Source organism: Streptomyces sp. NPDC050534 (assembly GCF_044457745.1).
In the GTDB taxonomy this organism is placed as follows: Bacteria; Actinomycetota; Actinomycetes; order Streptomycetales; family Streptomycetaceae; genus Streptomyces.
Map to the genome: position 1 here is coordinate 666239 of NZ_JBITHF010000003.1, position 23772 is coordinate 690010.

The 23772-nt window shown below is 70.2% G+C and carries 16 protein-coding genes; 7 read left to right on the forward strand and 9 right to left on the reverse strand.

The window, feature by feature from the left end; genetic code table 11:
- Positions 1-6 precede the first annotated feature (6 nt).
- The 3 genes from ACIBN2_RS14050 to ACIBN2_RS14060 all read left to right on the forward strand — a co-directional run bounded on the left by ACIBN2_RS14050 (position 7) and on the right by ACIBN2_RS14060 (position 4259).
- Positions 7-915, forward strand: coding sequence for a sugar ABC transporter permease (locus ACIBN2_RS14050; RefSeq protein ID WP_399134572.1), 909 nt, complete (start codon positions 7-9; stop codon positions 913-915).
- A 167-nt stretch (positions 916-1082) separates the two neighbouring features.
- Positions 1083-2762 (forward strand): glycoside hydrolase family 13 protein, encoded by a 1680-nt coding sequence (locus ACIBN2_RS14055; protein WP_399134573.1) that lies wholly within the window; start codon positions 1083-1085, stop codon positions 2760-2762.
- Between the two features lie 123 nt (positions 2763-2885).
- Entirely contained in the window at positions 2886-4259 is a 1374-nt protein-coding gene (locus ACIBN2_RS14060; protein WP_399134574.1) for an alpha-amylase family protein, read from the forward strand.
- A 4-nt stretch (positions 4260-4263) separates the two neighbouring features.
- Here ACIBN2_RS14060 and ACIBN2_RS14065 read toward each other — a convergent pair whose 3' ends face one another.
- Positions 4264-6339, reverse strand: a complete 2076-nt coding sequence (locus ACIBN2_RS14065; protein ID WP_399134575.1) for a carbohydrate-binding module family 20 domain-containing protein — start codon at positions 6337-6339, stop codon at positions 4264-4266.
- Positions 6340-6559: 220 nt separating this feature from the next.
- On the opposite strand from ACIBN2_RS14065, the gene pulA reads away from it, so the two are divergent.
- The 3 genes from pulA to ACIBN2_RS14080 all read left to right on the forward strand — a co-directional run bounded on the left by pulA (position 6560) and on the right by ACIBN2_RS14080 (position 14053).
- On the forward strand, positions 6560-11962 hold the full coding sequence (pulA, locus tag ACIBN2_RS14070; RefSeq protein WP_399134576.1) for a pullulanase-type alpha-1,6-glucosidase: 5403 nt from the start codon (positions 6560-6562) through the stop codon (positions 11960-11962).
- Between the two features lie 73 nt (positions 11963-12035).
- Complete coding sequence (locus ACIBN2_RS14075; protein WP_399134577.1) at positions 12036-13658, forward strand: SpoIIE family protein phosphatase; 1623 nt, start codon at positions 12036-12038, stop codon at positions 13656-13658.
- A 32-nt stretch (positions 13659-13690) separates the two neighbouring features.
- Positions 13691-14053, forward strand: a complete 363-nt coding sequence (locus tag ACIBN2_RS14080) for a 5-carboxymethyl-2-hydroxymuconate Delta-isomerase (RefSeq protein WP_399134578.1) — start codon at positions 13691-13693, stop codon at positions 14051-14053.
- Here the strand turns inward: ACIBN2_RS14080 and ACIBN2_RS14085 are convergent.
- The 5 genes from ACIBN2_RS14085 to ACIBN2_RS14105 all read right to left on the reverse strand — a co-directional run bounded on the left by ACIBN2_RS14085 (position 14032) and on the right by ACIBN2_RS14105 (position 19353).
- Entirely contained in the window at positions 14032-14772 is a 741-nt protein-coding gene (locus ACIBN2_RS14085; protein WP_399134579.1) for a TetR/AcrR family transcriptional regulator, read from the reverse strand. The genes ACIBN2_RS14080 and ACIBN2_RS14085 overlap by 22 nt on opposite strands.
- A gap of 57 nt (positions 14773-14829) precedes the next feature.
- Complete coding sequence (locus ACIBN2_RS14090) at positions 14830-15906, reverse strand: PDR/VanB family oxidoreductase (protein WP_399134642.1); 1077 nt, start codon at positions 15904-15906, stop codon at positions 14830-14832.
- Entirely contained in the window at positions 15906-16778 is an 873-nt protein-coding gene (locus ACIBN2_RS14095; protein ID WP_399134580.1) for a metal-dependent hydrolase, read from the reverse strand. The genes ACIBN2_RS14090 and ACIBN2_RS14095 overlap by 1 nt, the downstream gene beginning before the upstream one ends.
- Positions 16779-16847: 69 nt before the next feature.
- On the reverse strand, positions 16848-18794 hold the full coding sequence (locus tag ACIBN2_RS14100; RefSeq protein ID WP_399134581.1) for a hypothetical protein: 1947 nt from the start codon (positions 18792-18794) through the stop codon (positions 16848-16850).
- A 49-nt stretch (positions 18795-18843) separates the two neighbouring features.
- Positions 18844-19353, reverse strand: a complete 510-nt coding sequence (locus ACIBN2_RS14105) for a tetratricopeptide repeat protein (RefSeq protein WP_399134582.1) — start codon at positions 19351-19353, stop codon at positions 18844-18846.
- Positions 19354-19545: 192 nt separating this feature from the next.
- Here ACIBN2_RS14105 and ACIBN2_RS14110 point away from each other — a divergent pair, with 192 nt between their 5' ends.
- The gene (locus ACIBN2_RS14110) at positions 19546-19971 is read left to right on the forward strand and encodes a hypothetical protein (protein ID WP_399134583.1); all 426 of its coding nucleotides are present in this window, start codon (positions 19546-19548) and stop codon (positions 19969-19971) included.
- Positions 19972-20062: 91 nt separating this feature from the next.
- Here the strand turns inward: ACIBN2_RS14110 and ACIBN2_RS14115 are convergent, their stop codons facing one another.
- The 3 genes from ACIBN2_RS14115 to ACIBN2_RS14125 all read right to left on the reverse strand — a co-directional run bounded on the left by ACIBN2_RS14115 (position 20063) and on the right by ACIBN2_RS14125 (position 23730).
- Entirely contained in the window at positions 20063-21616 is a 1554-nt protein-coding gene (locus ACIBN2_RS14115) for a DUF1996 domain-containing protein (RefSeq protein WP_399134585.1), read from the reverse strand.
- A gap of 189 nt (positions 21617-21805) precedes the next feature.
- Positions 21806-22459 carry a LuxR C-terminal-related transcriptional regulator gene (locus ACIBN2_RS14120; protein WP_399134586.1) on the reverse strand — a complete coding sequence of 218 codons (654 nt, stop codon included), beginning with the start codon at positions 22457-22459 and terminating at the stop codon, positions 21806-21808.
- A complete protein-coding gene (locus ACIBN2_RS14125) occupies positions 22450-23730 on the reverse strand; it encodes a sensor histidine kinase (RefSeq protein ID WP_399134587.1) in 1281 nt (426 codons plus the stop codon). Before ACIBN2_RS14125 ends, ACIBN2_RS14120 begins: the two co-directional genes overlap by 10 nt.
- Between the last annotated feature and the right edge of the window lie 42 nt (positions 23731-23772).

Sequence of the window (23772 nt, forward strand, 5' to 3'; positions counted from 1 at the left end):
GTTCCCATGAGTACGACCACAGTCGCGACCTCCGCCGCGGTGCCCGACGACGGCGTGGTGCAGGGCCCGCGCAAGATCCGCCGTCGCGGGGAGCGCAGCCTCACGACGTCCCTCGCCTCGCACGGCATCCTGATCGTCGGGAGCGCCGTCGCGCTCTTCCCGATCGTCTGGCTCGTCTTCCTGTCCCTTGGCCCGGACAAGGACGACTACCTCCACCCGGGCGGCATCTGGAAGAAGATGACGTTCGAGAACTACTCGTTCGTCCTGCAGCACACGAGCTTCTTCGACTGGCTGAAGAGCTCCCTGATCGTCTCGCTCGGCACCACCGTGATCGGCGTCCTGGTCGCCGCCACCACCGGGTACGCGGTCTCCCGCATGCGTTTTCCGGGCTACCGGAAGTTCATGTGGGTGCTCCTGGTCACCCAGATGTTCCCGGTGGCCGTCCTCATGGTGCCGATGTACCAGATCCTGTCCGACCTCGGGCTCATCGACAGCTACCTCGGTCTGATCGTCGTCTACTGCTCGACGGCGGTGCCGTACTGCGCGTGGCTGCTCAAGGGCTACTTCGACACCATTCCGTTCGAGATCGACGAGGCGGGACGGGTCGACGGGCTGAGCCCCTTCGGGACGTTCGCCCGACTGATCCTGCCGCTCGCCAAGCCGGGTCTGGCGGTCGCCGCCTTCTACAGCTTCATCACCGCTTTCGGCGAGGTCGCCTTCGCCACGACCTTCATGCTGGACGACAAGAAGTACACGCTCGCCGTCGGCCTGCAGACCTTCGTCAGCGAACACGACGCCCAGCGCAACCTGATGGCGGCCACCGCCGTGCTGATCGCGATACCCGTCTCCGCGTTCTTCTACCTCGTGCAGAAGAACCTGGTGACCGGCCTGACCGCCGGCGGAACGAAGGGCTGACCGCCGGCTCGGCAGCCCCAGAGATCCGGGACGGTCGCGGTGCCCATCCGACCCCGCAGTCACCGCGACCGTCTCGTCCCAACCGATGTATGTACACCTGACCCCATGACCCCTCCCCCACTCTCGAATTCGCTTGAGCGGGGGACCCCCACCGCACCAAGGACGCCATGAGCCAGCAGCACTCCGCCATTGCCCCGGCCCCGCACTCCGCCGAAGCCAAGCGCAGCGACTGGTGGCGGGACGCGGTGATCTACCAGGTCTATCCGCGCAGTTTCGCCGACAGCAACGGCGACGGCATGGGCGACCTGGAAGGCGTACGCTCCCGACTCCCGTACCTGCGCGACCTCGGCGTGGACGCCGTGTGGCTCAGCCCCTTCTACGCCTCCCCGCAGGCCGACGCCGGCTACGACGTCGCCGACTACCGGGCCGTCGACCCCATGTTCGGCAACCTGCTGGACGCGGACGCGCTGATCCGCGACGCCCGCGACCTGGGGCTGCGCATCATCGTCGACCTCGTGCCCAACCACTCCTCCGACCAGCACGAGTGGTTCAAGCGCGCGCTGCGGGAGGGCCCCGGCTCGCCCCTGCGCGACCGCTACCACTTCCGTCCCGGCAAGGGGGAGGACGGCGAACTCCCGCCCAACGACTGGGAGTCGATCTTCGGCGGCCCCGCGTGGACGCGGATCACGGAGCCGGACGGCACGCCCGGCGAGTGGTACCTCCACCTCTTCGCCCCCGAGCAGCCCGACTTCAACTGGGAACACCCGGCGGTCGGCGACGAGTTCCGCTCCATCCTGCGCTTCTGGCTGGACATGGGCGTCGACGGCTTCCGCATCGACGTCGCCCACGGCCTGGTGAAGGCGCCGGGTCTGCCCGACCTCGGCGCGCACGACCAGCTGAAGTTGCTGGGCAACGATGTCATGCCCTTCTTCGACCAGGACGGCGTGCACGAGATCTACCGCCAGTGGCGGCACGTCCTCGACGAGTACGCGGGCGAGCGCATCTTCGTGGCCGAGGCATGGACCCCGACCGTCGAGCGCACCGCGAACTACGTCCGCCCCGACGAGCTGCACCAGGCCTTCAACTTCCAGTACCTGTCGACGGCTTGGGACGCCGAGGAGCTCCGTGGAGTCGTCGACCGCACCCTGGAGGCGATGCGCCCGGTGGGCGCCCCCGCCACCTGGGTGCTGTCCAACCACGACGTCACCCGGCACGCCACCCGCTTCGCCAACCCGCCCGGCCTCGGCACCCAGATCCGCCTGGCCGGCGACCGCGAACTCGGGCTCCGGCGCGCCAGGGCCGCGAGCCTGCTCATGCTGGCGCTGCCCGGCTCGGCCTACGTCTACCAGGGCGAGGAGCTCGGCCTGCCGGACGTCGTCGACCTGCCGGACGAGGTGCGCCAGGACCCGGCGTACTTCCGCGGCGCCGGCCAGGACGGCTTCCGCGACGGCTGCCGGGTGCCCATCCCGTGGACGCGCGAGGGCTCGTCGTACGGCTTCGGCGGCGGTGGCAGCTGGCTGCCGCAGCCGGCGGGCTGGGGCGAGCTGAGCGTCGAGGCGCAGCAGGGCGTACCAGGTTCGACCCTGGAGCTGTACCGCGCCGCCCTCGCCGCCCGCCGCGAGCAGCCCGACCTGGGCGCGGGCGAGGCGGTGGAGTGGCTGCGCGCCCCCGAGGGCGTACTCGCCTTCCGGCGCGGGGAGTTCGTGTGCGTCGCGAACACCGGCGGCGAGTCGGTGACGACTCCGGCGTACGGCCGCGTCCTGCTCACCAGCGGCGAGGTGACCGAGGCGGACGGCGAGACGAAGGTGCCGGCGGACACGACGGTGTGGTTCACCACCCGCGTCTGAAATTTCTTGCATCAACTTCACACGGCCCGCTGCCTTTTCAGGCAGCGGGCCCTTAACATCTCCGTCACCGCAAGTTGGTTGAAAACTTGCAGCAAGAGCCTTCAACGGTGAAGGAGCCCCCACATGGCACGCAGAACGCTCTCCGCGGCGGTCGCCCTCATGGCCGCCACCCTTGTCATGACCCCGACGAACGCGCACGCCTCGCCTCCCGGAACCAAGGACGTCACCGCCGTCCTCTTCGAGTGGAAGTACGCCTCGGTCGCCAAGGAGTGCACCAGCTCGATCGGCCCCGCGGGCTACGGATACGTCCAGGTCTCGCCGCCCGCCGAGCACATACAGGGCTCGCAGTGGTGGACGTCGTACCAGCCGGTCAGCTACAAGATCGCGGGCCGCCTCGGCGACCGCACGGCCTTCCAGAACATGGTCAGCACCTGTCACGCGGCCGGTGTGAAGGTCGTCGTCGACACCGTCATCAACCACATGTCCGCGGGCAGCGGCACCGGCACGGGCGGGTCGTCGTACACGAAGTACGACTACCCCGGCCTCTACTCCTCCTACGACTTCGACGACTGCACCTCGCAGGTCAGCAACTACCAGGACCGCTGGAACGTCCAGCACTGCGAACTCGTGGGCCTGGCCGACCTGGACACGGGGGAGGAGTACGTCCGCAAGACCATCGCCGGCTACATGAACGACCTGCTCTCGCTCGGCGTCGACGGCTTCCGCATCGACGCGGCCAAGCACATCGACACCGCCGACCTGGCGAACATCAAGTCCCGGCTGACGAACCCGAACGCGTACTGGAAGCAGGAGGTCATCTACGGCGCAGGCGAGGCCGTCCAGCCCACCGAGTACACGGGCAACGGCGACGTCCAGGAATTCCGCTACGCCTACGACCTCAAGCGCGTCTTCAACAACGAGAACCTCGCCTATCTGAAGAACTTCGGCGAGGGCTGGGGCTACATGAGCAGCTCGGTGGCCGGCGTCTTCGTCGACAACCACGACACCGAGCGCAACGGCTCCACCCTGAACTACAAGGACGGCGCCAACTACACCCTCGCCAACGTCTTCATGCTCGCCTACCCGTACGGCGCCCCGGACATCAACTCCGGCTACGAGTGGTCCGACGCGGACGCCGGCCCGCCCAACGGCGGCACCGTCAACGCCTGCTGGCAGGACGGCTGGAAGTGCCAGCACGCCTGGCCGGAGATCATCCGCATGGTCGCCTTCCGCAACGCCACCCGCGGCCAGGCCCTGAGCGACTGGTGGGACGACGGCAACGACGCCATCGCCTTCGGCCGCGGCAGCAAGGGCTACGTCGCCATCAACCACGAGACGAGCTCGCTCTCGCGCACGTACCAGACGTCGCTGCCGGCGGGCACCTACTGCAACGTGCAGAACAACACGACGGTGGCGGTGAACTCCAGTGGGCAGTTCACCGCCACCTTGGGCGCCAACACGGCGCTGGCGATCTACGCCGGGAAGTCGAGCTGCTGAGGCCCTACTTCCAGGTGTCGCTAGTCGTGTAGCCGGACGAACCGCCCGTCGTGTACGAGCGGTTCGTCCCGGACTCCCAGGTCACGTTCCCGGAGCCGTCCTTCTTCAGGTACTTGTACGTGAAGGCCGTGCTCCTGGGGACGATGACCAGTTTGCTCCAGGTGGGGTAGGACTCCGACGACAGCGGGATCGCGTCGGCGGTGTTCCAGGAGCCGAGGGAGGCGGTGGAGCCGACGACGTAGACGTTGGTGCCCCAGTCGGTCGTCGCGGACTCGTTGAAGGTGACGTCCGTGGCGTCCGCGTCCGCCAGGTTCCAGGAGTTCCGCAGTGAGAGCGCCGACGTCGTGCTCGTGGCCGACCGGTTGGCGTTCGACTCCCAGGTCACGTTCCCCGACGCGTCCTTCTTGAGGTACTTGAAGGTGAAGGACGTGTTGATGGGCACGCTCACCTCGCCCGACCAGATCGGGTAGCCGGAGGAGGAGAGCCTGACCGCCTTCGAGGTGTCCCAGCCGCCCAGCGCCGGGATCGAACCGACCACGTACACGTCGGTGCCGGAGGCCGTCGGGGCGTACTCGTCGAACGTCGCGCTCACGGTGGAGCCGGACGAGCCGCCGCCGCCCGTGTCGCCGCAGCCGACGGTGCAGGTGTAGGAGGCGTTGAAGAAGGCGACCGCGCTCTTCGCCGGGATGGTGAGCGACGCGCTGCCGCCGGAGACGGTCACCGTGCTCGCGCCGCCGTCGACGACGTTCTTGTACGTGCCGTCCGCCATGCCGGTGGTGAAGGTGTACGTGGCCGGCGACGAGCCGTTGTTCAGGGCGAAGAAGCCCGCGCCGCTGCGGCCGAAGCCGATCACGTTCGAGGACTTGGTCTGCCAGTCGGAGACCGCCGCGGTGCCGGCCGCGTTGTGCCAGGCCACCATGCCGACGACCCCGGTGTCGCGGTCGAGGCAGTACCAGTTGCCGCCGGAGCAGTCGGTGTCCGTCACGAAGCCTGACGAGTTCGGCGGGGCCTGGTCGCTCTGGGTCCACTCCCAGCTCGCGTAGACCGTGGGGGTCGCCCACTTGTAGGCGAGCTGGAAGAGGTTGGCGAGCTTGTAGGCGTCCCCGTCCTTGTAGCTCATGTGCAGGCCGTTGCGCTCGGTGTCGTGGTTGGTCACGAAGGACACCGAGTTCGCGGCCGGGAGGATGCCGCTGCTCTGAAGGGAGGACAGGTCGCTGACGTTGCCCTGGAAGGCCGACTTCATCCTGCTCGCGTAGGTGAAGTCCAGGACGTCACCCGAGGCGTAGTAGTCGGCGGGCTGCGGGGTCGAGCCCGGGTAGATCTCCTGGAAGACGTAGGGCGCCGTGCCCGCCGTCGTGTTCGTCAGCTTCGACTCGATCGCCGCCAGGTCGGTCTCGGGGATGTGCTTGGCCGCGTCCACGCGGAAGCCGTCGACACCCAGCGCGAGCTGGGAGTTGAGGAAGTCGGCGAGGCCCGCCCGGACGGTGTCCGAGCCGGTCCTGAGGTCGGGCAGGCCCAGGAGTTCGCAGTTCTGGACCTGCGTGAGGTTGGAGTAGTCCTGGATGGTCAGGTCGGAGGTGGGGCAGTCCGAGGAGTCGTGGTAGTCGGCGCGGTCCCACTCCGGGGTGTCGTACTTGCTGGTGATGGTGGTGCCGTTGTAGCCGGTGCCGGTCTGTGCGGCGGTGTGGTTGATCACCGCGTCCGTGTAGACCTTGACGCCGGCGCCGTGGCAGGCCGTGATCATCGCGGCGAACTGCGCCTTCGTGCCGAACCGGCTGTTCAGGTCGTAGGAGTACGGCTGGTAGACGTCCCACCAGTAGTACGACGACTGCTTGAGGGACTCGGCGGGCGGTGCCACCTGCACGGCTCCGTAGCCGGCCGGGCCCAGGACGTTCGTGCATTCAGAGGCGATGGAGTTCCAGTTCCACTCCCACAGGTTGGCGATGACGTCGCCCTTGGTGGTGGTGTCCGCGTGCGCGGATGCGGCGGGTAATGCGACGGCTCCCGCGAGTGCCAGCGCACCGGCGGCCACGGCACTGGCCGTGCGCCGGAAGACACCCGGGGGTCGGTGTCCGATCATGTGCGGCTCCGATGAAGGGTGTGAGTTTCAACCAGTGGTGAGCGTGGGGGAGTTGGGAAGGGCCGTCAAGGTTGCCGTTGAAACTTCTTGCTATGAGTTTCAAAACTCTTGCTGTAAACCTTTCGTCAGCGATACGGTCACGCGGGCGCCCGGCGACGAAGCCGTCCCGAGGCGCAGGGGTCGGACCCGATTGAGCCGTAATCGCAAGGAGTTCCCGCCTGTGATACCGAGATGGCCGGCGCCCACGCGGCGCCGCACCGCCCACACCAGACGGGTCGCGGCCGTCAGCGTCGCCGCGCTCGCCGCCGCCCTGGTCCAGCCGCTCGCGGCGCATGCGGACACTCCGCCCCCGCCGCCCTCGGACGCGAAGCTCGCCGCCGCGCCCGCCCGGCACGACGACACCCGCGAGCAGTTCTACTTCGTGATGCCGGACCGTTTCGCCAACGGCGACACGTCCAACGACAAGGGTGGCCTGACGGGTTCGCGGCTCAGCACCGGCTACGACCCCACCGACAAGGGCTTCTACCAGGGCGGTGACCTCAAGGGCCTGACCAAGAAGCTCGACTACATCAAGGGCCTGGGCACCACCTCCATCTGGATGGCCCCGATCTTCAAGAACCGTCCGGTGCAGGGCACGGGCAGCAACGCCTCCGCCGGCTACCACGGTTACTGGATCACCGACTTCACCCAGGTCGACCCGCACTTCGGGACCAACAAGGACCTCGAGACCCTCATCTCCAAGGCGCACGCCAAGGGCATGAAGGTCTTCTTCGACGTCATCACCAACCACACGGCGGACGTCGTCGACTACAAGGAGAAGTCCTACGACTACCTCTCCAAGGGCGCGTTCCCGTATCTGACGAAGGACGGCAGGCCCTTCGACGACAGCGACTACGCGGACGGCACGAAGAAGTTCCCGGCGGTCACCCGCGACTCCTTCCCGCGCACCCCGGTGGTCACGAGCCACAGCAAGGTCCCGTCCTGGCTCAACGACCCGACGATGTACCACAACCGCGGTGACTCGACCTACGCCGGTGAGTCGACCACGTACGGGGACTTCTCCGGCCTCGACGACCTGTGGACCGAGCGTCCCGAGGTGGTCAGCGGCATGGAGAAGATCTACGAGCGCTGGGTGCGCGACTTCGGCATCGACGGCTTCCGGATCGACACCGTGAAGCACGTGGACATGGAGTTCTGGACGCAGTGGGCGACGGCGCTGGACAAGTACGCCGCCGCGCACGGCCGGAAGAACTTCTTCATGTTCGGCGAGGTCTACTCCGCCGACACCTCGATCACCTCGCCCTTCGTCACCCAGGGCCGGCTCGACGCCACCCTCGACTTCCCCTTCCAGGACGCCGCCCGCACCTACGCCTCCCAGGGCGGCAGCGCGCAGAAGCTCGCGTCCGTCTTCGGCGACGACTACAAGTACACGAGCGACAAGGCCAACGCGTACGAGCAGGTCACCTTCCTCGGCAACCACGACATGGGCCGCATCGGGTACTTCCTGAACCAGGACAACCCGAAGGCCAGTGACGCGCAGCTGCTGAAGAAGGACGAGCTCGCGAACGAGCTGATGTTCCTCAGCCGCGGCAACCCCGTCGTCTACTACGGCGACGAGCAGGGCTTCACCGGCTCCGGCGGCGACAAGGACGCCCGCCAGACGATGTTCGCCTCCAAGGTCGCCGACTACCTCGACGACGACGAGATCGGCACCGACCGCACGCACGCGAGCGACGCGTACGACACCAAGGCGCCGCTCTACGAGCAGATCAGCGCGCTGAGCAAGCTGCGCAAGGACAACCCGGCCCTGACGGACGGCGTGCAGACCGAGCGCTACGCGGCCGACGGCCCGGGCGTCTACGCGTTCAGCCGCACGGACGCGAAGTCCGGCCAGGAGTACCTCGTCGCCTTCAACAACGCGGACGAGGCGAAGACGGCCACCTTCGCGGCCGGCTCGGCCGACATGAAGTACCGCGGTATCCACGGCACTTCGGACGACGTCACGTCCGGCGCCGACAAGAAGGTCACCGTCACCGTCCCGGCCGAGTCCGCCGTCGTCCTCAAGGCGGCCGGCAAGCTCGCCAAGCCGTCGACGGCCCCGACGCTCACCCTCAAGGCCCCCGACAGCGGCGCCACCGGCACGGTGGAGCTCTCGGCCGGCGTCGACGATGGCGGGCTCAACCGCGTCGTCTTCGCCGCCCAGGTCGGCAACGGCAAGTGGAAGACGCTGGGTTCCGCCGACCACGCCCCGTACAAGGTCACGCAGACCATCGGCAAGGACGTGGCGGCCGGAACAGCCCTGCGCTACAAGGCGGTTGCCGTCGACTCGGCCGGGCAGACCGCGAGCGCCACGGCCGCCTCGACGACCGGCACCCCGCCCGCCCCGGAGACACCCACCGCCTCCTCCCGCGACTACGCGGTCGTCCACTACAAGCGCACCGACGGCGACTACGACAAGTGGGGTCTGTACGCCTGGGGCGACCTCGCCGACGGCGAGTCGACCACCTGGCCGGCCGGCCATCCCTTCACCGGCCGTGACGCCTACGGCGCCTTCGCCTACGTCAAGCTGAAGCCCGGTGCCTCCAGCGTCGGCTTCCTGGTCGTCGACAAGGACGGCAACAAGGACGTCTCCGCCGACCGCACCATCGACGTCACCAAGACCGGCGAGGTCTGGATCGAGCAGGGCAAGGAGGCCGTGCAGACGACGCGGCCCGACTACCCGGCGCAGGACAAGACCAAGGCGGTCATCCACTACCACCGCGCCGACGGGAACTACGACGGCTGGGGTCTGCACGTGTGGACCGGCGCCGCGAACCCCACGGACTGGACGAGCCCGCTGAAGCCGGTGAAGACCGACTCCTACGGCGCGGTCTTCGAGGTACCGCTCACCGACGGTGCCACCAGCCTCAGTTACATCATCCACAAGGGCGACGAGAAGGACCTCTCCACCGACCAGTCGCTGGACCTCAAGGCCAACGGCTACGAGGTGTGGCTGCTGAACGGCCAGGAGAAGTACCTGCTGCCGCAGCCCGCGGGCTCGTCGGCCGCTCTCGACCTGACCACCTCCAAGGCGGTCTGGATCGACCGGAACACCGTCGCCTGGAACGGCTCCGACGCCGCCGTCTCCACCCAGCTGCTGTACTCCCACGACGGCTCGATCGCCGTCAAGGACGGCGGACTGACCAGCGACGACGAGCGCTGGCTGCGCCTTGCGAAGACCACGCTCACCGACGCCCAGAAGGCCAAGTTCCCGTATCTGAAGGGCTACACGGCCTTCTCCGTCGACCCGCGCGACCGCGACCGGGTGCACGGGGCGCTGGACGGCCAGATCGTCGCCTCGCAGCGGGCCGCGAACGGTGCCGTGCTGGCGGCGACGGGCGTACAGATCGCCGGCGTGCTCGACGACGTGTACGCGAGCGCGACCAGGTCGGAGCTGGGGCCGACGTTCGACAAGGGCCGACCCACGCTCTCCGTCTGGGCGCCGACCGCGCAGAGCGTCTCACTGGAGCTCGACGGCTCCCTGAAGACGATGAAGCGCGCCGACGCCACCGGCGTCTGGTCGGTCACCGGGCCCAAGTCCTGGAAGAACAAGCCCTATCGGTACGTCGTCAAGGTGTGGGCGCCGTCCGTCCGCAAGGTCGTCACCAACAAGGTCACCGACCCCTACTCGGTCGCCCTGACCGCGAACTCCGAGCGCAGCCTCGTCGTCGACCTGCACGACGGGTCCCTCGCACCGAAGGGCTGGTCGTCCCTGGCCAAGCCCAAGGCGGTGCCGCTGAAGGACGCCGAGATCCAGGAGCTGCACATCCGGGACTTCTCGGTCGGCGACAAGACGGTGCCGGCCGATCACCGGGGCAGCTACCTCGCCTTCACCGACAAGGGCAGCGACGGCTCCCGGCACCTGCGTGAGCTGGCCAGGTCGGGGACGTCGTACGTGCATCTGCTGCCCGCCTTCGACATCGCCACCATCCCCGAGAAGAAGGCGGACCAGGCGAGCCCCGACTGCGACCTCGCCTCCTACGCGGCCGACTCCGACAAGCAGCAGGAGTGCGTCGCGAAGGCCGCGGCGAAGGACGCCTACAACTGGGGCTACGACCCGTTCCACTACACCGTCCCCGAGGGCTCGTACGCGACCGACCCGGACGGCACGGGCCGCACGGTCCAGTTCCGCAAGATGGTCCAGTCCCTGAACCAGGACGGACTGCGGGTCGTCATGGACGTCGTCTACAACCACACGGCGGCGGCCGGCCAGGCGGACACCAGCGTCCTGGACAAGGTCGTGCCCGGCTACTACCAGCGGCTCCTCGCGGACGGCTCGGTGGCCAACAGCACCTGCTGCGCCAACACGGCCACCGAGAACGCCATGATGGGCAAGCTGGTCGTCGACTCGGTCGTCACCTGGGCCAAGGAGTACAAGGTCGACGGCTTCCGCTTCGACCTGATGGGACACCAGCCGAAGGCCAACATCCTCGCGGTCCGCAAGGCGCTCGACGCCCTGACGGTCGCGAAGGACGGCGTCGACGGCAAGAGGATCATCATGTACGGCGAGGGCTGGAACTTCGGAGAGGTCGCCGACGACGCCCGCTTCGTGCAGGCCACGCAGAAGAACATGGCGGGGACGGGGATCGCGACCTTCTCCGACCGGGCCCGTGACGCCGTCCGCGGCGGCAGCCCCTTCGACTCCGACCCCGGCGTCCAGGGCTTCGGTTCCGGTCTCTACACCGACCCCAACTCGTCCACGGCGAACGGCACTCCGGCCGAGCAGAAGGCCCGGCTGCTGCACTACCAGGACCTGATCAAGGTCGGCCTCTCCGGCAACCTCGCCAAGTACCGCTTCACCGACACCGACGGCAAGGAGGTCACCGGCGCCGAGGTCGACTACAGCGGCCAGCCCGCCGGCTACGCGGACGCGCCCGGCGACGCCGTCGCCTACGCGGACGCGCACGACAACGAGTCCCTGTTCGACGCCCTCACCTACAAGCTGCCCAAGAGCACGTCCGCGGCCGACCGGGCGCGGATGCAGGTCCTCGCGATGGCGACGGCCACCCTCTCGCAGGGGCCGTCCCTCTCGCAGGCGGGTACCGACCTGCTGCGGTCGAAGTCCCTGGACCGCAACTCCTTCGACAGCGGTGACTGGTTCAACGCCATCCACTGGAACTGCGCCGACGGCAACGGATTCGGACGTGGACTGCCGATGGCCGCCGACAACGAGTCCAAGTGGCCGTACGCCAAGCCCCTGTTGAGCTCGGTGCAGGTGGGCTGCCCGCAGATCGAGGGTGCCTCGGCCGCGTACCAGGACCTGCTGAAGATCCGCTCCACTGAGAAGGCGTTCTCGCTCGGCACGGCCGGGCAGGTGCAGTCGGAGCTGTCCTTCCCGCTGTCCGGGAAGGACGAGACGCCCGGCGTGATCACGATGGAACTCGGCGACCTGGTCGTCGTGTTCAACGCGACGCCGGACAAGCAGGAGCAGCACGTCGCGTCGCTGGCCGGAACCGGCTACCGGCTGCACCCGGTGCAGTCGGCCGGGACGGACTCTGTCGTGAAGTCTTCCGCTTATGATCGGGAATCGGGCACCTTCGCCGTACCGGGGCGCACTGTTGCAATATTCTCCCGGATCTCCTGATTAGGGCATTACTTTGGTGGGGCAGACCCAGAACCCGGGTCTGCCCCACCGGTGTTGTGCAAGGGTTCGAGGAATGGACGTCGACGGCAAGCTGACAGACACCACCGTGCTGGTCGTGGACGACGTGGCGGCCAGCCGCTACGCCATGGGCACCGTGCTGCGTCGCGCCGGGCACCAGGTCGTCCCGGTCGCCAGCGGCCAGGAGGCACTCGTCGAGCTCGACGTACGGCTGCGCAAGGGCACCCTGCCCGACGTGGCCCTCGTCGACGTCGACCTGCCGGACATGAGCGGCTTCGAGCTCTGCCGCCGGGTCAAGGAACGGCCGCACATGGCGGGCCTGCCCGTCGTGCACTTCTCCGCCGCCGCGGTGGCGCCGGGGGGCCGCTGCCGGGGGCTGGACGCGGGCGCCGAGACCTATCTGACGGTGCCCGCCGAGCCGGAGGAGATCGAGGCGGTGGTGCGGGCCGCGCTGTGCACCGCGCGGCTGCGCGCCGACGACAAGGCGCTGGTACGGCGGCTGACGCTGCTGTCGCAGATCATCATCACCATCCAGTCGGCACGCTCCCTCCAGGAGCTCGCCGACGCGGCCGCCGACGGCACCGCGCTGCTGACCGGCGGCCCCGCGGCCGTCTTCGTCCTCGGCCCGGACGACGAGCTCTACCGCGGCGTCTCCCGGGACCGCACCTCCCTCGCCCTGCCGGACGAGGGCGCCCACCGGACCGTGGCCGGTGTGCTGCGGCGGCTCAGCCGGGGACAGGCCGGGGTGCAGCTCACCACGGTGCCCGCGCCGCTGTGGCCGGCCGGGTTCTTCCGGCCCGGCGTCCAGCACGACGCCCGGCTGGCGCTCATCCTCACCCAGGACGGCAGGGCCCCGGTGTGCCTGGCCACGCCCACCCGCGGCACGCGCCGGCTGAACCCCGGCGACGAGGCCCTGGTGGCGCAGCTCGCGCAGGCCACCGCGCTCGCCGCCGAACCGCTGCTCATGTACCAGGTCGAGCGGCATGTCGCCCTCACCCTCCAGCACAGCTTCCTGCCCCGGCCGCAGCGGCTCTCCGAGCTGACCGGCATGGAGGTCGTCGTCCGCTATGTGCCCGCCTCCCGGGAGACCGAGATCGGCGGCGACTTCTACGCGGCCCAGCGCACCGGCGAGGGCGTGCTCACCGCGGTCGGCGACGTCGTCGGGCACTCGCTGGACGCCGCCACCGTCATGGTCGAGATCCGGCACGCCCTGCGCGCCTACTGCGTCGAGGAGAGCGACCCGGCCGCGCTCGCCACGCGCCTCGACCGGATGCTGCAGCACTACCACCCCGAGGTCACGGCCACCGTGTGCCTCGCGCTGATCGACCCCGCGACCGGCCGCACCCGGATCGCCAACGCCGGCCATCTGCCGCCGCTGATCCTGCGGGGGAGGGGCGAGGCGGCGTACGCCAAGGCCGACGGCCCGCTGCTCGGCCTGGGCCTGCCCCACCCGGAGCCCACCGAGCTGACCCTGGGACCCGCCGACCGGCTGCTCATGGTCACCGACGGCCTGATCGAGACCCGCGGCACCGACCTGTCCGTCTCCATGGAACAGCTGCGCTGCGCGGCCATCGGCTCCCTGCCGGGACTGGACGCCCTGTGCGACACCCTGCTGGGCTGCTTCGGCCACGACCGCGAGGACGACATCGCGATGCTCGCGGTGCAGCTGACGAATTAGGGTGGCCCTGTCGCCGTAGAACAGGAGTACCCATGCCGCAGATCACCGTCGACTACTCGCGTACGATCGCGCCTGCCTTCGACCGGGACGCCTTCGCCCGCGCCCTGCACGAGGCGACGGTCGAGATCGCCGCGGCCAAGCCGGAGGCGTGCAAGACGCAGTTCCGGCCGGGCGAGTTCACCGCGTACGGCTACGAGGACCCCGCCGAGCAGCGCCACGCCATCGTCCACGTCACCCTGGGGCTGCTCGCCGGCCGCACCGAGGAGACCAAGGCCAAGCTGACCGAGGCCGTCCTGGAGCTGCTGCGCAAGCACGTCGCCGACGAGGGGATCGTGCTGCACGCCTCGGCCGAGGTGCGCGACCTCGACGCGTCCTACCGGAAGTTCGACCGCTGAGACGTTTTTGCGGACGTCGCGGAAGCCGTTGAGGACGCCAGTGAGATCAGCCGGGCGACCAGGTCCGTGAACGGGCCGTCGGCCGGCTCGTCCTTGAGGATCCGGCGCAGCAGCCCGGCCATCTCCTCGTCGTAGGCGGCGCTCACGGCGGCCAGCGCGGCGAAGTCGTGCACCAGCTGGGCCTCCAGCTCGGCGCGCGGGATGCGCCGGCCGTCCAGCCAGATCAGCGCGGTCGACTCGGCGAGCGAGATCCAGGAGCGTACGACCAGTTCCAGTCGCGCGGGCGGGTCGTCGACGCCCAGATGCGAAAGGATCTGGTCATACGCGGCCTGCCGTACGGAGTCGATGAGGGCGTTGGTCGCCGAGGAGCCGACGGCCGGGCCGCCGCGCATCAGCGCCGAGAAGCCGGGCCCGTGCACGTCGACGAAGTCGAAGAAGCGGCGCATCACCCGACGCAGCCGCACGCCCAGCGGACCGTCCCGCGGCTCGTCGAACCGGCCCGCCAGATCCTGCGCGGCACGCCTCAACGCGGCCTCGTACAGGCTGAGTTTGCCGGGGAAGTAGTGGTAGACCAGCGGGCGTGAGATGCCCGCGGCGGACGCTATCTCGTCGATCGAGACGTCGTCGGGAGAGCGTTGGCTGAACAGTTCGAGGGCGACGCCGATCAACTGCTGCCGCCGCTCCTCGACTCCCATTCTGCGGCGCACTCCGGTAGTCATGCGAACACCTTACCGATCGGATCCGGCCGCGAACGGACCGGACCGGCCGCCGGGCGTTCACATGTCCAGCACCAGACGCTCGCTTCGTGACCTGGAGACGCAGATCAGCATCGAGTCGGCGCGCTCGGCGTCCGTGAGCAGCTCGTCCCGGTGCTCCACCTCGCCCTCCAGCACCCGCTGTTGGCACGTCCCGCAGAAGCCCTGCTCGCAGGAGTAGGCGGTGCCCGGCAGCTCGGCGCGCACGGCGGCCAGCACGGTCGAGTCGGCGGCGACCGTCAACGTCCGTCCGCTGCGCCGCAGTTCGACCTCGAAAGCGCGGTGTCCGTCGCCGGAGGCGCGGGGGGCGAAGCGTTCGAGACGGACCGACGGGACGCGCTCCTCGACGGCCGCGAGGAGCCCCTCGGGCCCGCAGCAGTACACGGCGGTGCCCTCGGGGAGGCCGGTCAACAGACCGTCCAGATCGGGCAGTCCGTCCTCGTCCTCGGCGACGACGGTCACGCTCCCCCAGGCTCGGCTTCGCTCTCCCGGGGGGACCCCCATGCCACCGAGCTTCGCCAGCTCCTCCAGGAACGGCATCGAGGCCCGCGTCCGCCCGCCGTACAGCAGCCGCCACGGCGTGCCCTCCCCGAGCGCCCGCAGCATCGGCAGCAGGGGAGTGATCCCGATACCGCCGGCGACGAAGACGTACGAGGGCGCGTCGACGAGCGGGAACCGGTTCCGCGGCCCGCGCGCCTCCAGCTCCATGCCCTCGCGCACCTGCTCGTGCACCTCGCGCGAGCCGCCCCGCCCGTCCTCGATCAGCCGCGTGGCGACGGTGTACGAGGAGGTGTCCCCGGGGTCGCCGCACAGCGAGTACTGCCGCACCAGCCCGGACGGCAGCACGAGGTCGAGGTGCGCGCCGGGCTCCCAGCGCGGCAAGTCGCCGCCCTCCAGCCGCAGTTGCACGACGCCGTCGGCGACGCTCTCGTACGAGGTGACGAGCAGCCTGAGCGCCCGCGACCGGGGCCGGCCCGAGACCGGCTCCTCCAGCGCGGGCATCGGCCACAGCGGCGAGCCCTGGATGCGGCGCCGCATCGCCCGCCTGGCCAGCACGGCGGCGCCCGCGACGGCCACGACCGTGCGCAGCCTCGGCATCATGCCGCTCCCTTCTCGGCCGCCGTCGCGGCGGGGGAGGAGGCCAGATACGCGACGGCCTGCTCGGTGGAGCCCTCCTGGGAGGGGTGGTAGGAGTGGCTGAGATACCGCGGGATCGACCTGAGCATGTCCCCGGTGGCCGGCAGGGTGCCCCGCCTGCCGCGGACGTAGAAGTCCCTGAAGCTCGCCTTTCCGTCGGTCAGCGTCGGGTCGTTCTCCATGAAGAAGCGCGCCCCGCGCTGCCACAGGAACACCAGCGTCGCGAACGCGGTGGCCCAGGTGCGCACCCGCCGCCGGTAGCTGCCGTCGACGTGCTCGAACAGGTCGAAGGCGACGGAGCGGTGCTCGACCTCCTCGGCGCCGTGCCAGCGCAGCAGGTCCAGCATGGTCGGGTCGGCGCCCCGCCGGTCCAGTTCCCCGGCGTTCAGCACCCAGTCGCCCAGGAACGCGGTGTAGTGCTCGATCGCCGCGATCAGCGCGACCCGCTCCAGCAGCCACCACCTGCGCGCCTTGCCGGGCGGCAGCGTCCGGTCACCGAGCAGCTTCTCGAAGAGCCAGTCGACCTGCGCGGTGTACGGCGTCGGATCGAGACCCTGCTCCCTCAGATGCGGCAGCACCTCGTCGTGGGCCTGCGAGTGCATCGCCTCCTGCCCGATGAACCCGATGACGTCCTCGCGCAGGCGGTCGTCCCGGATCAGCGGCAGCACCTGCTTGTAGACGTGCACGAACCACCGCTCGCCGGCGGGCAGCAGCAGGTGCAGCACATTGATGGTGTGCGTGGTGAACGGATCCCCCGGCACCCAGTGCAGCGGTGTCTTCTCCCACGAGAAGGACACCTTTTGTGCCTTGAGGTGGACCTGCGTATTAGACATGGCGTCAATGTACTGACGGGTAAGTCCGAGGGAAACCCTTCGGCGGGTACTTGTTGACGCCGGCGTCAGCTAGCCGAGCCCGGTGATGGACACCCCGTCGACCGTGGTGCCCTTGAGCTGGGCGCGGACCCCCTGCTCGGCCCGTGCGGCCAGCAGACTGCCGCTCGCGCTCGCCCGCACCCCGCCCGTCGTGCTGATCGACGCGGTTCCCCTGCTCCCGGCCGCGAGCAGGTACCAGCGGCCCGACTGCGCCTTCCACAGCACCCCGGCCAGCACCTGCGGGTCCTTCGCGCCGCACGCCGGGACGTTCTCCGCCTTCGCCGCGATCGCCCCGTACGTGCCGCCCGGCGTGTGGAACTGCGCCAGCACCCGGGTGCCGCCGCCCCGCCAGGTCTCCGCCCGCGTGCACACCCAGTCCGCCGTGCCTCCCGCACCCGCCGGGCGGGGGGACCCCGACGCGTCGGGCAGCGGCTGCTCGGCGAACGACCAGGCGTTGACGCTGCGCACCCCCGCCGAGCGCAGCGCGCCCAGCGAGCAGGCGTACGGCGCCCAGGTGCGCAGCGCCTGCGCGCCGGAGACGTCGTGGGTGGCGCCGGGGCGTCCCGTGGTGAGGCGGGCGGGAACGAGCTCGCCGAGGTCGGTCGACAGGCGGGTGCCGGTGGAGTCCGTCAGCTGCATCACGTTCCACGACGTGCAGCCGCCGGTCGGCGCCGCGGAGCTCGCCAGCGGCGCGGTGACGCCGCCGGTGATCGGCAGGTCCATCACGCCGGCGCCCGGCTTGAGCAGGTCGCGCTCGGCGGCCTTCGTGACCCAGGGTGCCGTCAGATAGCGGACGTTGCCGTCGGCCCGGTCCAGGACCAGCCCGCTCGCGTCCGCGCGGCCGGCGTCGTCGGCGCGCGCGAAGTCGAGGGCCGCGCCCTTGGTGCCGTCCCGCGGCTCGGCGTACCGCACGATGCGCAGGCCGTCGTAGAGGATCACCACGCGGGCGCTGTCCACCGTCCCGGCGTAGAGCAGCTGGGGCGGGCCGGAGGGGCCGCCGGACGGGGTGCCCGGGGTGGCGGAGACCTGGACGCTCTCGCCGGGGCGGGCCCAGACGGCGAGGGCACGGCGCAGCAGGGCCTTGTCGCCGGCGAGGTCGCCGCGGGCCGGCCAGACGGAGAAGTCGGTGCGCGTCGCGGCCTCCCAGGCGGTGGGGGCGACCCTGGTCAGCTTCGCGGGATCGAGGGCGGCCTCGGCGGCCGGGTTCTTCGCGTACGCGGGGGCGGCGGCGCCGTCGGGGGCCCAGCCGTCGCCGGGCAGGCCGAGCAGCGCGCCGCACACGGCGAGTGCCGCGGCGGCGGCGAGCGCGGCCTTGGCGTGCTGCCTGCGCCGCATCAGGTCGGTGGGCCGGGCCTGCAGCGAGCAGGGGTCGAACTCGGGGGAGTCCAGCAGCGCGTACTGCTCCGGGATGCCGTCGGCCTCCGCCAGCGCGCCGTCCGGGTCCGCGCAGCCGGCGGCGCTCAGCGCCTCGCGCACCTCGGCGTCGCCGAGCCGCTCCAGACCGCGCAGGACGTAGGCGGCGCGGGCCGGCCCGGACAACGTCGACAGCGCCTGGTCCAGGGCTAGTTCATCCGCCCCGCCCGAGCGCGGGAACAGCCGCAGGCCCCACACCTGGGGGAGCAGCGGCGGCAGCTGGGAGCGCTTGGGCCAGGCCGCGCGCTTCAGCGGCAGGCCCGCCTCCAGCGCCGTGCGCAGCACCTGCCGGCGCACGAAGGCGTAACCGGGATCGCCGTCGCGGCCGGTCGACTGCGCCGGGATCGCGGGTGCCGCCGTCCGGCCTCTGGGCAGGGCGCGCTGGGTGAGGGAGTGCGCGGTCACCACGCGCCGGTTGCGGCCGAGGCCCGGCGGCAGCACCAGGTAGGCGAGCCGGACCAGCCGCGGGTAGTGCTCGACGAGCGCGGCCTCAGCCTGCTCGACGTCGACGACCGGGTCGGCGGAGGAAGGTGCGGGGCGCGGGGCGACATCCTGTGACTGCACGTTCAGCAGAACGAGCGAATCGTGCGATGGTCACCGCCGCCCGGGTGAGTCAGTCCCCGGGCCCGGCCAGGGCCCGCGCGTAGTTCGCCATCGACCGCTGGTAGCGCGGCAGATGAGGGGCCAGGGCGCCGATGACGAGGGAGAGCCCCTCGCGGTCCCGGCCGAGGCTGGACAGGCACAGCGCCAGACAGGCCCGTACCGCGTCGTCCAGTTCGTCGGAAGGGGCGTCCAGTTCGGGTGTCAGCAGCTTGACGCCCTCCTCCGCCTGCCCGATGTTGCGCAGCGAACTCGACAACTGGATCTTCGCGCGCCGCCCCTTGTAGCCGCTGGCCTCGCTCAGCCCGCGCGCCAGCGCCTCCCGGTACAGCGGCACCGCCCGGTCCGAATGGCCCGTCGAGTCCCAGGCGCAGGCCCGCTCGAAGGGTCCCAGCGGGCTGCCGTCCGGAAGTTCGGCGACGAGCGCGTCGATCACGGCCCGGAAGTCGGCGGCATCCTCTTCGGCGTAGTCGTCGAAGGTGGCCCAGGCGGCGGTCACGCGATCTTCCCAGTCTTGGTTCACGGGCCATACGTTCGCACATCCGTACCCTCGCTCACAGCGGATTTGAGCGCACCGCGCCCGGCAGCCGTATCGAAGGGGACGGGCCTTATGGGCCTGGTCGGCACATTCCCGCCTGCCCCGCGGCCCGCCCTGCGGGCGGACGGCGGGAATGTGCCGGCCAGGCCCGGGCCAGCAACGCGACCGGAGGAACAGATGAGGTTGACCCGACCGATGCTCGCCGTGGCCGGCGCCACGGCCGTCCTGGCGCTGGCGGGCTGTGGATCCGGAGACAGCGACGCGGCGGCCAAGGTGCCGGCGACCGCCACCGGCAGCCTGGAGAGCCTGGCGGCCAAGGCGAAGTGCAAGCCGGACATGCAGATCGACTCCGACGAGGTCCGCCAGGCCATCTGCAAGACGTCCGACGGCAAGTACGTCTTCGCCACCTTCGCCACCGACCGCGGCCAGCGCGAGTGGATCAACGACGCGAAGGACTACGGCGGTTTCTACCTCGTCGGCCGCAAGTGGGTCGCCGTCGGCGACGACAAGGTGGTCAAGGCGCTGCGGGGCACGCTGGGCGGCGAGGAGGAGATCGGCACCGACCACAGCCAGCACAGCGGTCACAGCGGTCACAGCGGCTGAGCCTCGCGGCGGCTCGTTGCTCGAGCTACTGGCAGCCATACGAAAAGCGGGCGGTGGGAGATTCCCACCGCCCGCTTCTCTCAGGGGCTCGTCACTGGCAACGCTGCCCGTTGTTGATGCAGTTGGCGATCTTGTTCGCCAGGTTGTTCTTGAAGACCGCGATGAAGTCGTCGTGGTCGGTGGACGGCTTGTGGAGCTGTTCCGGGAATCCGTCGACCGCGTAGGCGTTCTTCACCTGGCCGTTCTGCAGGGTCGGCGGGGTGATCTTGTACACCAGACGCATCGTCAGCTGCGGGATCGCCTTGAAGCCGTTGCCGCAGGCACCGCTCGCCGGGTCCGCGAAGGCCACGTGCGTACGGTGGTTGGCGCTGTCGATGTTCTGGCCGTCCCAGCAGCTCTGGAAGGCGAACGTGCGCACCACGTTGCTGCCCTGCGGGCAGATCGGGTACTGCTCGGTCAGCTGGACCTTGTTCTCGAAGCCGGTGCAGCTCCAGTGCGCGTTGGCGTTGGCCAGACCGTTGGTGGTGGTCTTTGCATCACCGGTGATGATGCGCAGGAACTGCGGCATCGCCGTGACCTTGCTGGTCGGGTTGCCGACGTACTTGATCTGCGCCTGGACCGGCGTCAGGATCTTGCCGACGTTGCCTTCCTTGCCGCCGCCGTCCGCGTTCTGGTCGAAGTCCTGCGTGCCGTCCTGGACGCGGACCACGGGCCAGTAGTACGCGGACAGGTCGCCCTGGTTCTGGCAGCTGGTCTGGTCCTGGATCAGCGAGTCGTTCGTCGCGAACGCGTTGACCTTCTGGTTGCCGACGTAGTCGTGCAGGTGGTGCGCGCCGTTGGTCACGCCGGGCGCCACGATGACGTTGTCGGTGTTGTGGTTCTTGTTCGCGTTCACACCGCACTTGGTGGTGAAGGTGCCGGTCGAGGCCTGACCGCTGTTCTGCGGCTTGCCCTGGACGTTCGCGGCGACCTTCGTGATGTCCACGAAGTCGGCCGCCACGGGGCCGTTGCCGGCCTGGCCGCCGATGTTCTGGCCGGCTCCGGCACTGGCACTGGCGCTCGGGTTGGCCGAGGCCTGACCGCCGCCCTGCTGCTGACCACCGGTGTTCTGGCCGCCCTGCTGACCGCCTTGCTGCTGGCCGCCGTTGGTCTGGCCACCGGCGTTGGTCTGGTTGGCGGACTGCGTCGTGCAGGCGGCGAGAGCGCCCAGACCGGACGTGTCGACCTGACCGCCGACACGCTGGATGTCGATACGGATCCGGTCGAGCGTCGCGGACCGCTTCTCCTTGAGAGGACCGACGATCGCGTTCTGCACGAAGTTGGCGTCCTGCGTCTGCGCCTGGCGGGTGGAGGCGAGACGGGCGTAGGCCTCGGTGATCTGCTTGTCGAGGTTCGCGAGCTCCGTCGCCACACCCTGACGGGCCCGCTGGGGCACGTTCGTCAGCTTCTGGCCGACGTCGGGGCAGGAGATGGTCGCCACCTGAGCGGCGGCGGCCTTCGTCTGGTTCTGACCCGAGTTCGACTCGTGCGCCGAGGCGTAGAAGTTCGCCCAGATCAGCCCGCCCCCACCGAGCGCTAGGGCCGCCGATGCGGCTATGGCCTTGGTGGCCAGCGGCGTACGGCGTTTTCGTGTGTTGCGTCCCATGGAACTCCTCTGACTTCCTTGCGGGCTTGGCGGGGCATCGAGGCGCCCGACAGGAGTGAAGCGGCTCCCATGGATACGGACGGGGTCCCAGCGGTGTTCAGCAGCCCCACCAACAAATCAGAGGATTGACCGGCCGACGGGCCTCAACAGTCCCTTGAACAGCGGAAGTTACAGAGAATCAGTAGCTGCTCACCGGCCCTGGTCGAGATAGGCGAGGACCGCCAGAACGCGACGATTGTCGTCGTCCGACACCTCCAGGTCCAGTTTGGTGAAGATGTTGGAGGTGTGCTTGGCGATCGCCCGTTCTGTCACCACCAGCTGCCCGGCGATCGCCGCGTTGGAGCGTCCCTGCGCCATCAGCTCCAGAACCTCCAGCTCACGGGGTGTCAGCCGGGCGAGCGGCCGGTCGTCGGCGGCCCGCCGCGACAGCAGCTGCTGGATCACCTGCGGGTCCATCGCCGTACCGCCGCCCGCGACCCGCCGTACGGCGTCCACGAACTGCTCCGCGTCGAAGACCCGGTCCTTCAGCAGATAGCCCACCCCGCCGCTGCCGTCGGCGAGCAACTCGCGCGCGTAGAGCTGCTCCACGTGCTGCGAGAGCACCAGCACCGGCAGCCCGGGTCTGTCCCGGCGGGCCTGAAGGGCGCACTGCAGCCCCTCGTCGGTGTGCGTCGGCGGCAGGCGTACGTCGACCACGGCGACGTCCGGCTCCAGCTCGGCGAGGGCGCGGGTGAGCTCGGGGCCGGACTCGACGGCGGCGGCGATCTCGAAGTCGTGGGCCTCGAGCAGCCGGACCAGTCCGTCGCGCAGCAGGAAGAGGTCTTCGGCCAGGACTACGCGCAAGGGATCTCCATGGTCACCATGGTGGGACCGCCCGCGGGGCTGCTGACGGCCAGGACGCCGTCGAATGTACCGAGGCGCCGCTCGACCCCGGCCAGGCCGGTCCCGGCGCCGATCACCGCGCCGCCCTTGCCGTTGTCGGTGACCGAGATCCGCAGCATGCCGTCGCCCCCTTCACCCGCTTTCGCGTGGTGCAGGTCGATCCAGATCCGGTCCGCGCCGGAGTGCTTGACCGCGTTGGTGAGCACCTCGCTGACCGCGAAGTAGGCGGCGGACTCCACCGGCGCGTCCGCGCGGCCGCTCAGCTCCACGTTCACCTCGGTGGCGACGGGCAGCCGGAGCGCCAACGCCCTTACCGCGTCGCCGAGTCCGCGTTCGGCCAGCACCGGCGGGTGGATGCCGCGGACCAGGTCCCGCAGCTCGGTGAGGGCGTCCGCCGAGGACCGGCGGGTCTGCGCGAGGAGTTCCCTGGCCTTCGTCGGGTCCTTGTCCATGAGCGCCTCGATGGTGCCCAGGTCCATGCCCATCGCCACCAGGCGGGCCTGCGCCCCGTCGTGCAGATCCCTCTCGATACGGCGCAGTTCGGCGGCGGAGGTGTCGACGGCGTCCTTCCGGGTCTCGGTGAGCACCCGGACCCGCTCGGCCAACTCCCCCTGGCTCGCGCCCAGTACGGCCCCGGTGAGCCGGAAGTGGGCGGCCAGCAGGCGCGGCGCCAGCGGGGTGAGGGCGAGGAGCACGACGCCCAGGGCGCCGGCGAGGAGGGCGGAGCTCTGGTCGGTGACGTGCACGAAGCCGTACCAGTACCCGCCGCTCGCGGCGAACGCCCGCCACAGCCCGGCCGCGACCGCGAGCCCCTCCAGCGGGTAGAAGACGAGCGCCGCCGTCAGCAGCGCGGTCACGAACCCCGCCGTCATGTCGACCTGGAGCCAGCGCAGATCGCGCCAGACCGCCGGGTCGCGGAGCATCGCGTACGTCCGCGCCCAGGAGTTGGCGCCCTCCGGGACCGGCCGGTACCCCGAGGGGATCCGCACCCCGCCCCACTCCGCCGCGAGCACCCGCCGCCGGTCCGCGAAGCCCCGCACGCCCGCGAGCAGCCACGGTGTGGTGTAGCCCCCGACGCCGACCGGGATCAGCGCCATGGACACGAGGGTGAGCGTGAACAGGACGACCGCTCCGGGGAGGGTCACCAGGGCCAGCACGAACCCCCGTCCCGCCGCCAGGGCGACGGCCCGCATCCTCCCGGTCAGGGAGCCGCTTTCCGTGTTGGTGGTCATGACGTCAGTCTCGCCGAGCGGGCCCCGCGGGTCACGGGGCCC